The 13,974-nt window shown below is 67.1% G+C and carries 9 protein-coding genes; all 9 read right to left on the bottom strand.

Features of this window, described 5'->3' with window-relative positions:
- Nucleotides 1–2,789, bottom strand: a 2,789-nt coding sequence (gene ppc, locus EV699_RS19165; protein WP_132545848.1) for a phosphoenolpyruvate carboxylase, incomplete at its 3' end; no start/stop codon positions are given.
- Between the two features lie 189 nt (nucleotides 2,790–2,978).
- The gene (locus tag EV699_RS19170) at nucleotides 2,979–4,673 is read right to left on the bottom strand and encodes a glycoside hydrolase family 13 protein (protein ID WP_132545850.1); all 1,695 of its coding nucleotides are present in this window, start codon (nucleotides 4,671–4,673) and stop codon (nucleotides 2,979–2,981) included.
- A gap of 267 nt (nucleotides 4,674–4,940) precedes the next feature.
- On the bottom strand, nucleotides 4,941–6,125 hold the full coding sequence (locus EV699_RS19175) for an ABC transporter ATP-binding protein (protein ID WP_132545852.1): 1,185 nt from the start codon (nucleotides 6,123–6,125) through the stop codon (nucleotides 4,941–4,943).
- Between the two features lie 133 nt (nucleotides 6,126–6,258).
- Nucleotides 6,259–7,890, bottom strand: a complete 1,632-nt coding sequence (locus EV699_RS19180) for an alpha-glucosidase family protein (protein ID WP_132545854.1) — start codon at nucleotides 7,888–7,890, stop codon at nucleotides 6,259–6,261.
- 27 nt (nucleotides 7,891–7,917) lie between these two features.
- A complete protein-coding gene (locus tag EV699_RS19185; protein ID WP_132545856.1) occupies nucleotides 7,918–8,748 on the bottom strand; it encodes a carbohydrate ABC transporter permease in 831 nt (276 codons plus the stop codon).
- Nucleotides 8,745–9,653, bottom strand: coding sequence for a carbohydrate ABC transporter permease (locus EV699_RS19190; protein ID WP_132545858.1), 909 nt, complete (start codon nucleotides 9,651–9,653; stop codon nucleotides 8,745–8,747). Before EV699_RS19190 ends, EV699_RS19185 begins: the two co-directional genes overlap by 4 nt.
- A gap of 110 nt (nucleotides 9,654–9,763) precedes the next feature.
- Nucleotides 9,764–10,969 (bottom strand): ABC transporter substrate-binding protein, encoded by a 1,206-nt coding sequence (locus tag EV699_RS19195; RefSeq protein WP_424450046.1) that lies wholly within the window; start codon nucleotides 10,967–10,969, stop codon nucleotides 9,764–9,766.
- A 467-nt stretch (nucleotides 10,970–11,436) separates the two neighbouring features.
- A complete protein-coding gene (locus EV699_RS19200) occupies nucleotides 11,437–12,708 on the bottom strand; it encodes an ABC transporter substrate-binding protein (RefSeq protein WP_132545862.1) in 1,272 nt (423 codons plus the stop codon).
- Nucleotides 12,709–12,798: 90 nt separating this feature from the next.
- Nucleotides 12,799–13,815: a LacI family DNA-binding transcriptional regulator gene (locus EV699_RS19205; protein ID WP_165904212.1), complete on the bottom strand. Its 1,017-nt coding sequence runs from the start codon at nucleotides 13,813–13,815 to the stop codon at nucleotides 12,799–12,801.
- Nucleotides 13,816–13,974 lie beyond the last annotated feature (159 nt).

Below are 13,974 nucleotides of genomic sequence, written 5' to 3' on the forward strand. Positions count from 1 at the left end.
CAGCCCGTGTTGCGCATCCCGGCCGCCAGCGCGTTGATCGAGCGCAGCAGCGGATTCAGCCACAGCGCGCGCTCCGCCTCTCCCCCACTCGCGGCGCCACGATAGCGCTTGAGCAGCACCACCTGGATGTAGTTGATCGGATCCAGGTAGGGGTTGCGGCGGGCGATCGACAGGCTCAGCGACGGCGTCTCGGCGAGGAGTGCGTCGATCTGCGCGACGGCCAGGATTTCGCTTGCGGTGATGCTGCATTCGTCGCGAATCGCGCCGTAGATCTCGTCGGCGGTGGTGGCGTCCTCGCACAGTTTCGCGTATTCGCGGGCGATGCCGAGTTCGCTCTTCGACAGTGACATCTGGCTGTTGCCGAGCAGGGAGCGGAAGAACGGCCAGTCCCGGTACATCGCCTGCAGCGTCACCAGGCGTTCGCGGTCCGCGGCGCACCATTCCCGCAAGGCCGTGCCGATGCCATACCAGGCCGGCACCGTCTGCCGCGAAAGGCTCCAGCCGAACACCCAGGGAATCGCCCGCACCGAATACTTCGAGCGATCGGCCTTCTTGCGGTGCGACGGGCGCGAGCCGATGTTCAGCAGTCCGATTTCAGTGACCGGCGTGGCTTCGTAGAAATAATCGACGAAGCGTGGCGTGTGGTCGGTGAGGACGCGGTAGGCGTCCTCGCCGCGCCGGGCGAGTTCGGCCATCACGCGCAGGTGCTCGGGGTCGTCGGGGCGGCAATCGGTGATGAGGCAGCGGCTGGCCTTGAGCAGGCCGGTCAGCGCCATCGTCAGTTCGTAGACGGCCGTTTCGGCGTTGCCGTATTTCGCCGACAGCACCTCGCCCTGTTCCGTGAACTTGATCTGACCCTGCACGGTGCCGGGTGGCTGCGCGAGGATGGCGTCGTGGGTCGGCCCGCCGCCGCGCCCGACCGTGCCGCCGCGGCCGTGGAAGAGCTTGCAGCGGATGCCGTGCCGCGCCGCGATGGCGTTGATGCGCAGCTGCGCGCGGTAGAGGTTCCAGCCCGAGGCGAGGATGCCACCATCCTTGCAGGAATCGGAGTAGCCCAGCATGACCTCCTGGACATCCCCCGAGGCGGCAAGCAGCGCGCGGTAGGCTTCGCAGGCGAGGAGCTTTTCGAGCACCGGCTCGATGTGGGCCAGATCGTCGATGGTCTCGAACAGCGGCGAGATGCGCAGTTCGCAGTGCCAGCTGCCGTCGGTGTGGCGCCCGACCAGCCCGGCGAAGCGCGCGAGGAACAGCACTTCGAGGATATGGCTCGCCGCGTGCGTCATCGAGATCACGTACGCGCCGAAGGCGTGCGGGCTGATCTCGCGGCGAAGTTCGGCGACCGTGCGCAGCACGGCGAGGATCTCGCGGGTGTCGGCGGACAGGTCCTCGGCGTAGAGGAGCGGCGTGCCGGGGTGCGCGAGCAGTTCCCCGAGCACGCGGATGCGGCCATCCTCGTCGAGCGCGGCGTAGTCCGGCAGGTTGGGGGCCCGCGCGAACAGCTCGGTGACGGCGGCGGTGTGGCGGGTCGACTCCTGCCGGATGTCGAGTTGCGCGAGATAGAAGCCGAAGCTTTCCGCCAGGCGGATCAGATCCTTCAGCTCGGCGTCGGCGAGGTTGCCGTCGCCGTGCGAGGCCAGCGAATCGCGGATCGCGTACAGGTCCTGCAGGAAGTCGGTCTCCGAGGCGTAGCCGCCACCGTCCTGATCGACCGTGCCGTTGAGCCGCGCGTTCAGCATCGCCACGTTGCGGCTCAGGCGGTGAAACATCAGGAACAGCTTGCGCCGGTAGGGCTCCTGGCTGAAGCGGTTGGGGTTGTCGCGGAACACCGTGGCGGCGATGTCGGCGTCGGCCGCGAGCCGTTGCGCGAAGGCGAGCGACGGACGCACCAGCGAGCTCGAATGCGTCAGCAGGTGCGAGAGTTCGTCGATGCGGCGCATGTATTCGCGCTGCACCTCGCGCGCCTGCATGCGTAGGGCCATCGCGGTGACGTCGTGCGTCACGAACGGATTGCCGTCGCGATCGCCGCCGATCCACGAACCGAAGCGGATACAGCTCGGCACCCGCAGGGCCGCGCCGTAGACGTTGCCGATCGCGCGTTCGAAGTTGCGGTAGATGTGCGGAACCGCCTGGAACAGGGTTTCGCGGAAGTAGTACAGGCCGTTGAAGATCTCGTCGCGCACCTGGGGTTTGTGCACGCGGACCTCGTCGGTCTTCCACAGGATCTGGATCTGGTTGCGCAACTGCTGCTCGACCACCTGGCGCTGGTGCTCGCCGAGCGTCGGGTCGTTCAGGTGCTTGGCCATCAGGAAGATGCGCCGCTGGGCTTCGAGCAGGGTGCGGCGCTTGGCCTCGGTCGGGTGGGCGGTGAACACCGGCTGGAACAGCAGTTCGTCGAGCAGGCTCTGGAGCTGTTCGACGCTCACGCCCGCCGCGTGCAGTTCGCGCACCGCATCGTCGAACGAGCCCCGCCACAGCGGCTCTCCGCTGGCGACCTGCCGCCGCCGCGCCTGATGTGCCCAGTCCTCCTCGGCGATGTTGGCGAGGGTGAAATAGGTGCTGAAGGCGCGCAGCACGTGCGTGAGAGTCTGCGCGTCGAGCGCCTCGATCAGGTGCATCAGCTGTTCGCGCTTCGCCGTGTCCTCCTGCGCGCGCAGTTCGATGAAGCCCTTGCGCAGCGCCTCGACGGCATCGAGCACCGCGCCGTTCTCCTGGGTCTGCAGCACCTCTCCGAGCAGATTGCCGAACAGCTTCACGCGCGTGCGCAGGTCCTTGTCATCGGAGGCATGCATGGGTGGGATCTCGTCGAGGGGGGAGTGCGCTCGATCATACGTTCGGGGAACGGGCCAACCAACGACAGCCGCACTACAGCCCGGGCGGCCGCCGCGCGGCCGGGTGGTGTCGGCGCGCCAGCGGCCCCGGAGGCCGCCAGCGCGCGCCGCGGGCGGCTTCGCCGCGTGGAGCCAGAACCGGGCGGCGCCTCATCCCAGCCGGTAGACGCGCGCCTCGTACGGCCGCAGCACGAAGTGCTCCGGGCTGCGGCGGGCGTCGACCGGATAGTTGCCGATCAGGAACTGGTGTTCCCGGCGGGGCAGCTCCGCGGGCAGGGAGAACATCACCTCGTCGGCCGAGAAGTTGGCGACGACCAGCAGGCAGTCCCGTTCCCAGGTGCGCGTGTACGCGTAAAGCCGCGTGTCGTCGGGCAGCAGCAACTGGTAGCGGCCGTGGACGATCACCGGGTGCTCCCGGCGCAGGCGGATCAGGCGGCGGTAGTAGTGATAGATCGAATCCGGGTCGACCAACGCCTGTTCGGCATTGACGGTCAGGTAATTCGGATTGACCCTGATCCACGGCGTGCCCGTGGTGAAGCCGGCATTCGGGCCGGCATCCCACTGCATCGGCGTACGCGCATTGTCGCGGCTCTTGGCATGGATGGCGTTCATCACGGCCGCCGGATCCTCGCCGCGCTGTTCGACCGCCTCGCGGTACATGTTGATCGTCTCGATGTCGCGGTAATCCCCGATGTCCGTGAAACGGGCATTGGTCATGCCGAGTTCCTCGCCCTGATAGATGTAGGGCGTACCCTGCAGCAGGTGCAGGAAGGTGCCGAGCATCTTGGCCGATTCGCTGCGATGGCGGGTATCGTCACCGAAGCGCGACACCGGCCGCGGCTGGTCGTGGTTGGACAGGTAGAGGCTGTTCCAGCCACGTCCGGCGAGCTCGTCCTGCCAGCGCGACATCGTCGTCTTCAATTCGCGCAGGTCCAGGGGTTTCAGGGCCCACTTGCCGTTGGCATGGCCGCTGACCGCATCGAGATCCATGTGCTCGAACTGGAACAGCATGTTCAGCGCGCCGTTCTCCTCGTCGGTGATTTCGACACCCTGCCGGGTGGTGGCCAGGGGCGCTTCGCCGACGGTGATCGTGTCGTAGTGCGACAGCACCTCGCGCTTCATTTCGAGCAGGTATTCGAGCAGGCGCGGACCGTTGGTCACCATCACGGAACCCGGCTGCAGGAAGCCGGGGCGCACCACCGGTGCGTCGGGCAGGCCGTCGGGCTTGGAGATCATGTTGATGACGTCCATGCGGAAGCCGTCGACGCCCCGCTGCAGCCAGAAGTCCATCAGCGCGTAGACCTCGGCGCGCACCTGCGGATTCTCCCAGTTCAGGTCGGGCTGCTTCTTCGAGAACATGTGCAGGTAGTATTCGCCGGTCGCCTCGTTGTACTCCCAGGCCGAGCCGCCGAACGCCGCCTCCCAGTTGTTCGGTTCGCGGCCGTCCGCTGCCGGTTCACGCCAGATGTAGTAGTCGTGATAGGGATTGTCGCGCGACTTGCGGGCTTCCTGGAACCAGGCGTGCTCGTCCGAGGTATGGTTGACCACCAGGTCCATCATCAGCCTGATGCCGCGCTGGTGCATGCCGGCGATCATTGCGTCGAAATCGGCCAGCGTACCGAATTCGTCCATGATGTCGCGGTAGTCGCTGATGTCGTAACCGTTGTCGTCGTTCGGGGACTTGTAGACGGGCGACAGCCAGATCACGTCCACGCCGAGCGTGCGCAGGTAATCGAGCTTTTCGATGATGCCGCGCAGATCGCCGATACCGTCGCCGTTACTGTCCTTGAAGCTGCGCGGATAGATCTGGTAGACGACGCTGTTTTTCCACCATGCCTGCTGCATGTTCTTTCTCCCGGCGTGAAATGATCGTGCTGATGCCGCCCGGGATAGCGGGCGATACATCCTGATCCGCGACGCCGGTGTAATGCCGCCCGGAACGGGCGACAGGACGGTGACCGGCGTTTCGGCCGCAACGAAGCCCCTGGCCCGTCGCGGCGACGGGCCTCGTGACCAACGCATGTGTTGAAGCGGGCGCGGTGCCCGCGGGGCCGGAGGTGGCCCGGCGGGCGGGCCGGCGTTCTACGCCGCCGGCCCGCCCGCTGCCGTCGCTCAGTGCGACGTGTTGGGGACCGCCATCAGCGGCGGACGGACCTGGGCCCCGGGCTTCAGCCGGCGCCGATAGGCGTGGCCGTTGGCATCGAACAGGTGGCAGTGGGCTTCGGGCAGCGTCACCGTCAGCGGTTCGCCGACGTGGATCGCCGTGTCACCCTCCTCGCGCACCGTCAGCGTCGCTTCGTCGTTGGCGGTGGCCGGGCTCTCGACGTACAAGTACGAGGACTCACCGAGGTGCTCGACGTGCCGTGCGCCGCCGGTGATCACCCCCATCGCGTCGGTGCTGCCGCCGATCAGGGTGTGTTCGGGGCGGACGCCCAGCGTGACCTTGTCGCCGACGCGCGCGCTGCCGGCGTCCACCGTCGCGCTGGCGCGGGCGCCGCTCGCCAGCGTCACCTCCACGCGTTCGCCGGTGATGGCGCTGATCGTCGCCGGCAGGAAGTTCATCTTCGGCGAGCCGATGAAGCCGGCGACGAAGAGGTTGGTGGGGTGGTGGTAGAGCTCCAGGGGTTCGCCGACCTGGGCGATGCTGCCGTCGCGGCTCATCGCCTCGCCGGCGTTGAGCAGCACGATCTTGTCGGCCATGGTCATCGCTTCGACCTGGTCGTGGGTCACGTAGATCATGCTCGCGCTGAGGCTCGCGTGCAGCTTGGCGATCTCGATGCGGGTCTGCACGCGCAGCGCGGCGTCGAGGTTCGACAGCGGCTCGTCGAACAGGAACACGCCGGGCTCGCGCACGATCGCGCGGCCGATCGCCACGCGCTGGCGCTGGCCGCCGGAGAGCTCCTTCGGCAGGCGTTCCAGCAGGTGGCCGAGGTGCAGGATGTCGGCGGCCTTGCGTACCCGCTTGTCGATGTCGGACTTGTCGGTCTTGGCGAGCTTCAGGCCGAAGGCCATGTTCTCGAAGATCGTCATGTGCGGGTACAGCGCGTAGCTCTGGAACACCATCGCGACGCCGCGCTCGGACGGCGGCAGGTGCGTGACGTCGCGCCCGCCGATGTGCAGCGTGCCGGCGCTGATCTCCTCCAGGCCGGCCACCATGCGCAGCAGCGTCGATTTGCCGCAGCCCGACGGGCCGACGAAGACGCAGAACTCGCCGTCGGCGATCTCCAGGTTGACGTTGTTGATGACCTGCACGTGGCCGTAGCGCTTGTGCACATCACGGAGCTTGATGTCTGCCATTTGCGGTTAACTCCTCTCGATCTCTGCGTTGCAACGGCCCCGGGGCCGCGGATGTTCCGCCTCCCCGGCCGGGCGCGCGTCGTGTCCGGGCACGCGCCCCGCGGGTAGGGCAAGGGGTGACATGTCCGCGCCGTCAGGCGCCGCCGAAGAAGCCGCCGAAGGCGGGCAGCGTCAGCTTGTCCTGCGCCAGCGTGGCTTCCAGGCCATGACCGGCGAGCGGCTTCCAGTCGCCGGCCGGCAGGGTGAACGCGACGGTGTCGGCGCTGAAGTTGAAGACACACAGCACGCGCTCGTCGCCCGCCTCGCGCACGAAGGCGAGGATCGGCTCATCGCTGTCGACCAGGGCGATCGACCCCTTGATCAGCGCCGGCTGCGTGTGGCGCCAGCCGAGGAAGCGCCGATAGGCGTTGAGCACGGAATGCGGATCGTCCTGCTGGCGGTCCGCCGCGCGTGGCAGGTGCTCCTCGGGGACCGGCAGCCAGGGCTCGGCGCCGGAGAAGCCCGCGTGCGGCGCCGCGGCGTTCCACGGCATCGGCGTGCGGCAGCCGTCGCGGCCCTTGAACTCCGGCCACAGCGGAATGCCGTACGGGTCCTGGATGCGCTCGAAGGGAATGTCGGCCTCGGTCAGGCCGAGTTCCTCGCCCTGGTACACGCAGACGCTGCCGCGCAGGCTCAGCAGCATCGCGGCGAGCATGCGCGCGCGCGCGGGCGCATCGCCGCCGGCCCAGCGGCTGAGCACGCGCATGCAGTCGTGGTTGCCGAGCGACCAGCACGGCCAGCCGTCGCCGATGCGCGCCTCGGTGTCGTCGATCACCTTGCGCACGAACGTCGCGGTGCCGGTCTGGCCGAGCAGCATGAAGCTGTAGGCCATGTGCAGCTTGTCGCCACCGCTGGTGTACTCGCACATCGTGCCGATGGCGTCGTCGGCGCCGATCTCGCCGACCGTCGTCAGCGCCGGGTAGCGATCGAGCAGGCTGCGCAGCTTGCGCATGAACTCGAGGTTCTCCGGTTGCGACTTGTCGTACAGGTGCTGCTGGTAGCCGTACGGGTTGTTCGCCGGCACCGCGCCGTCGACCGCCGGCACCGAGCGGTCGAACGGCGGGTTGTCGCGCAGTTCGGCGTCATGCACGTAGAAGTTGGCGGTATCCAGGCGGAAGCCGTCGACGCCGCGCTCGATCCAGAACTTCACGACGTCGAGCATCTGCGCCTGCACTTCCGGGTGGTGGAAGTTCAGGTCCGGCTGGCTGGTCAGGAAGTTGTGCATGTAGTACTGGTTGCGCCGCGCGTCCCAGTGCCAGGCGCTGCCGCCGAAGATCGACAGCCAGTTGTTCGGCGGCGTGCCGTCGGGCTTGGGGTCGGCCCAGACGTACCAGTCGGCCTTCGGGTTGCTGCGGTTCTGGCGGCTCTCGACGAACCACGGGTGCTCGTCCGAGGTATGGCTCAGCACCTGGTCGATCATCACCTTCAGGCCGAGTGCGTGGGCACGCGCCACCAGGGTGTCGAAATCGGCCAGCGTGCCGAACAGCGGGTCGATGTCGCGGTAGTCCGAGACGTCGTAGCCGAAGTCCTTCATCGGCGAGGTGAAGATCGGCGACAGCCAGATCGCGTCCACGCCGAGGCTGGCGATGTATTCGAGCCGCTGGGTGATGCCCGGCAGATCGCCCACGCCGTCACCGTTGGTGTCCTGGTAGCTGCGCGGGTAGATCTGGTAGATGACGGAGCCGCGCCACCAGTCGGGGTCCGTGCGTGAGTCGAGATGGCTCATGTTCGATGCTCCTGTAGTGAAGGGGTGTCAGCCCTTGACGGCGCCGGCGGTGAGGCCGGAGACGATGCGGCGCTGGAAGATCAGCACGAGGCCGACGACCGGTACGGTGACGATCACGGAGGCGGCCATGATCGTGCCCCACGGCAGTTCGAACTGGCTGGCGCCGCTGATCAGCGCGATCGCCACCGGCACCGTGCGCATCTCCGGGCTCAGCGTGAAGGTCAGGGCGAACAGGAACTCGTTCCACGCACCGATGAAGGCGAGCAGCCCGGTGGTGACGAGCGCCGGCCACATCAGCGGCAGGAACACCTGGGTGACGATGACGAGGGGTGAGGCGCCGTCCATGATCGCGGCTTCTTCGAGTTCCTTCGGCAGGTCACGCATGAAGGTGGTCAGCACCCACACCGTGAACGGCAGCGTGAACACCATGTAGGTGAGCACCAGGCCCCACAGCGTGTTGTACAGGCCGAGCGCGCGGATCATCTCGAACATGCCCGACAGCACCGCGACCTGCGGGAACATCGAGATGCCGAGCACGGTGAGCAGCAGCAGCTTGCGGCCCTTGAAGCGCACGCGTCCGAGCGCGTAGCTCGCCGACACCGCGATCGTCAGCGAGACCACCACCACCACGACCGCGACCACGACCGAGTTGCCGACGTTGCGCAGGAACACGCCCTGCGACAGCACCGAGACGTAGTTGTCGAGCTTGAACTGCGCCGGCAGCAGGTTCGGCGTGAACAGATCCGAGCCGAACTTCATCGACGACACGATGGCGTAATAGAACGGGAACACCGCGTAGACGATGATCACCGCAACCAGCAGGTAAAAACCGATGCGCAGCCAGAGATTCGGTTTCATCGTGCGTCTCCGTCGAACTTGACCCGTCCGATCGTGATGTAGGCGGCGGTGCACAGGGCCACGATCAGGAACAGCACCGTCGAGGCCGCCGAACCGAAGCCGACCTGCTGGAAGTCCACCAGCTGCTGGCGCGAATAGACCGACATGCTCATCGTGTCCTTGCTGTTCGAGGTCAGCACGTAGATCAGGTCGAACACGCGCAGCGCGTCGAGGGCGCGGAAGATCACCGCCACCATCAGCGCCGGGCGGATCAGCGGCAGCGTCACCTTGAAGAACACGCGCACCGGGTGGATGCCGTCGACGCGCGCCGCCTCGTAGCAGTCGGTCGGCAGCATCTGCAGCGCGGCGAGGATCATCAGCGCCATGAACGGCGTGGTCTTCCACACGTCGACCATGATCACCGCGTTCATCGCGAGCGCGGGATCGGCGGTCCAGGCGAGCGGCTGATTGATGATGTGCAGGCCCATCAGCACGTAATTCAGCACGCCGAACTGGTCGTGCATCATCCACGCCCACATCTTCGCCGAGACGATGGTCGGGATCGCCCAGGGGATCAGCACCGCGGCGCGCACCAGCGCCCGCCCGGGGAACTTCGCGTTCAGCACCAGCGCGACGATTAACCCGAGGACCGTTTCCAGGGTCACCGAGATCACCGAGAAGCGGATGGTGTTGAGTACGGCGTTCCACCATTCCGGATCGGCCAGCAGGCCGTACTCGCCGACGTAATTCGAAAAGCCGACGAACTTCGCGGCGCCGAGCTCCTTCAGGTCGGCGTCGGTGAAGCTGAACCACAGCGTGCGCAGCAGCGGCCAACCGGCCACCAGCACCATCACGACGATCATCGGCGTGATGAACAGCCAGGCCGAACGGATCCGGCTCTGGTTCAAAGACAGTTTTTCAGCCATCTGCAAATCCTCATGCAGGACGGTGGAATGTGCGGCGACCGGGGTGGGAGGTCCGCGGTCGCCGCCGCGGCGCAGGCCGTCGGGAAGCCCGGCCTACGCGCGCTCCGGGCTTACCACTTGCCGCCGCGGCTCATGCGGTTGAGCTTGGCTTCCAGCGCGGCCACGCCGTCCTTCGCGCTGGTCTTGCCGGCAAGGATGTCGTAGGCGGTGTTCCAGAACTCGTTGCTGACCTGGTTGTACTTGGCACCGGTCGCGGTCGACGGGCGTGCCACCGCGCTGGCGAAGGTGTCGTACAGGCTGGCGAAGAAGGGGTTGGCTGCCAGCACTTCCTTGTCCTGGTACAGCGCCGGGATCGTCGGCTGATAGGCGCCCTTGATCGCGTGCTCCTTCTGCGCGTCCTTCGAGGTCAGGTAGACGACCAGGTCGGCGGCGAGCGCCTGGTGCTTCGAGTACTTGGAGACGGCGAGCTGCCAGCCGCCGAGCGTGGCGACGTGCTTGCCGTCGGCACCGCCCTTGGGCAGCGCGCTGACGCCGACCTTGTCCTTGACCGGGCTGTCGGCGCTCTGCGCCAGCGGCCAGGCGTAGGGCCAGTTGCGCATGAACACGGCATTGCCCGACTGGAACACGCCGCGGCCTTCTTCCTCGGAGTAGTTCAGCACGCCGTCCGGGGCGATCGTCTTCATCCAGCTCGCGGCGGTTTCGAGGGCCTTGATCGCCTGCGGGTTGTTGATCGAGATCTTGCCGTCGGGGTCGACGATGGTGCCGCCGCCGTAGGAGCCGAGCCATTCGATGCCGTTGCAGGTCAGGCCCTCGTAGGCCTTACCCTGGAACACGAAGCCCTGCATCTTCTCGTTGCCGGCGGCGCGCTCGCCGTCCTGGATCTTCTTCGCGGTCGCGGCGAGCTGCTCCCAGGTCTGTGGCGGCTGCTCGTTGTACTTGGCGAGCAGGTCCTTGCGGTAGAACAGCACGCCGCCGTCGGTGTACCACGGCATCGCCAGCAGCATCCCTTCGCGGGTGTTGTTCTTGATGATCGCCGGGAAGTGCTCCTTCTCGGCGCCCTTGGTATACGGCGACAGATCGATGAAATGCGTGCCGAGGATGCCCGGCCAGATCACGTCGATCTGGAACACGTCGATGTCGGGCGAACCGGCCGCCAGCAGCTGCTGGTACAGCGCCAGGCGTTCGCTGGTCGAGTTCGGCGTGGAAACGATCTTGACTTCGTTGCCGGTCTTGCTCGCCCAGGCGTCGACCTGCGCCTTGCACAGTTCGAACTCGCGCCCGACCGAGCCGCAGGAGATCGAGATGGTTTCGGCCATCGCCGCGCTGCCCCCCGCCAGTCCGGCGGCGAGCAGGATGGCGGCAGCGGCGTGGTGGCTCCAGCGGAACGGCTTCTTGCTTTGCTTCGTCATCGTTCGCTTCCTCTCAGTGGTCACTTCGTGGTGGTCGAGGCCGGCTGCGCCGGCCTGCCGTTGCAGCCGCGCTCCACGTCCGGCGCTCGCCTTGCGGGGCGGGCGCCACCTCGATGCAGGTCGTGTACGTGGATCGCTTGCGTCCGGCGCGGCGGCGATGCCGCGTCGGCGGACAGCCTTCCCGGCTGCATTCCCGCCTGTCCCGGCGCCGCGATCGTGGCGCGGCGCCGGGCCCTTTCCGTTGCTCGACGGGTGGTAAAGCAACGACTCGGTCGCAGGGGCCGATCCAGGCCCGCGACGGCGCTCCATCGGTTGATACAGGTGTTCGCCGAATCGCCGCCGGCGCAGCGTATGTCGCTTTGGTTAGCGCACGGTTACCACTTGCCGCCGCGGCTCATGCGATTGAGCTTGCCTTCGAGGGCGGCGAGCGAGTCCTTCGCACTCGCCTTGCCGGAGATGACGTCGAAGGTCGCGTTCCAGAACTCGTTGCTGACCTGGCTGTATTTGTTCCCCGTCGCCGTGGAGGGGCGCGCAACGGCGGCGGCGAAGAGCTCATACAGCGTCGCGAAGAAGGGGTTGGCGGCGATGACCTCGGGGTCCTTGTAGAGCGCCGGGATCGTGGGCTGGGAGCCGAGCGCTATGGCGCGGCGCTTCTGTACTTCCTTGGAGGTCACGAACATCACGTAGTCGGCAGCGATCTCCGGATGTTTCGAGTACTTGGAGACCGCACTCTGCCAGCCGCCGAGCGTGGCGACGTGCTTGCCATCGGCACCGCCCTTGGGCAGCGCGACCACGCCGACCTTGTCCTTGACCGGGCTGCCCTCGCCCTGCGCCAGCGCCCAGGCGTAAGGCCAGTTGCGCATGAACACGGCGTTGCCCGACTGGAACACGCCGCGGCCTTCCTCCTCGGTGTAGTTGAGCACGCCCTGCGGGGCGATGGTCGTCACCCAGGAGGCGGCGGTTTCCAGTGCCTTGACGGCTTGCGGGTTGTTGATCGAGACCTTGCCGTCGGGCTCGACGATGTTGCCGGCGCCGAAGCTCGACAGCCACTCGACGGCGTTGCAGGTCAGCCCCTCGTACGGTTTGCCCTGGAACACGAAGCCCCACATCTTTTCGTTGCCGGCCTTGCGTTCCGCGTCCTGGATCTTCTTCGCGGTCGCGGCGAACTGCTCCCAGGTCTCGGGCACGGCTTCGCCGTACTTCGCGAGCAGGTCCTTGCGGTAGAACAGCACGCCGGCGTCGGTCAGCTGCGGCATCGCGAGCAGTTTGCCGTCGCGGGTGTTGTTGGCGACGATCGCCGGGAAGTGTTCCTTTTCGGCACCCTTGGTGTACGGCGCGAGGTCGATGAAGTGCGTGCCGAGGATGCCCGGCCAGACCACGTCGATATCGTAGACGTCGATATCGCTCGAACCGGCGGCGAGCATCTGCTGGAACAGTGCGAGCTGCTCGCTGGTGGAGCTCGGCACCGAGACGATGTTGACCGTATTTCCGGTCTTCTTGCTCCACTCCTCGGCGAGATTCTTGCAGAACTCATAGCCCTTGCCGGTCGTGCCGCAGGTTACCGAGATCGTTTCCGCCGCAGCGCTGCCACTGGCGAGCGCGGCCAGCAACAGGGCGGCGCCGGTGATGTGTCGCGAGTTCTTCATGCTCCTGGTTCCTCTGCGTTGCGTGGTGGGGGGGAGGGTGGCCGTGAGGCCGGTTAATGGGCTAATGGGCATGTCGGCTGCGCGTCGGTCTCACAGCGGTCGGCACGACGCGCGCCGGATCAGCGGGCAAGGCATCAGCAGCGTCGGCTCGGCCAGCCCGTCGCCGTGGCCCAGGCGGCGCAGCCAGCTCACCGCGGTGCGGCCCATGTCGTAGTAGGGCAGCGCGACGCTGGTCAGCGGCGGGTCCAGCGCTTCGGCGATCATCACGAAGTTGTCGTAGCCGACGATCGAGATGTCGTCGGGGATGCGCAGGCCGCGCTCGCGCACCGCGTTGTAGGCGCGCATCGCGATGGCGTCGGTGCCGCAGACGATCGCGGTGGGGCGCTGCGCCGCGTCAAGGAAGCGTAGCGTCGCCTCGGCCGCGACGAAGACTTCGCGGCCGTTCTCGAACACCTGCCCGGCGCGCACCCGGTCCGGGGTGCAGGTCAGGCCGTGGTCGAGCAGCGCGCGGCGGAAGCCGCGGCCGCGACGCTCGCCGGCGATGATCACCGGGTTGACCGACAGCAGCGCGATGTCGCGGTGGCCGAGCTCGATCACGTGCGAAGTCGCCGCGTAGCTGCCGGCGTAGTCGTCGGGCACGATCGACGGCACGCTGCCGTCGGCCATGAAGCAGTTCACCAGCACCATCGGCAGGTCGCCCATCGCGGGCAGCTCGTCGAGCGCGCGCAGGTACATCGTCGCGTAGACGATGCCCTCGACCTTGCGCTCGACCAGCGTGCGGATCGCGTGCTCGGTATGCGCCCGGTCACCGCGGGTGTTGACGATCAGCATCATCATGCCCGCCTCGGCGCAGGCGTCCTGCACCCCGCTGATGATGTCCACCGAGTAGGGGGTGGTCGTGACCATGTCGGTGACCAGCCCGAGCACCCCGGTGCGGTTGCTGCGCATCGAGCGGGCGGCGGGGTCGGGCGTGTAGCCCAGCTCCGCCACCACGCGTTCGACGTGCTCGCGGGTGCTGTCGCGCACCGCCGGGTCCTTGTTGACGACGCGCGACACCGTCTTGATCGAAACACCGGCGCGCCTGGCAACGTCTTTGATGGTTGGCATGCTCATCTCCTGGGCAAAGGCTGCACCATCATTCTGATAACGTTGTCAGGCGTGTCCAGATCAAAAATCGGTACGCAGGCCGATGGCGACGGTGCTGTTGTCGTTGAGCAGGTCGCTCTTGCGGTCGATGTACTCGTACTCGACGTAGGCGTGGGTGCG

Source organism: Plasticicumulans lactativorans (assembly GCF_004341245.1).
Lineage (GTDB): Bacteria > Pseudomonadota > Gammaproteobacteria > Competibacterales > Competibacteraceae > Plasticicumulans_A > Plasticicumulans_A lactativorans.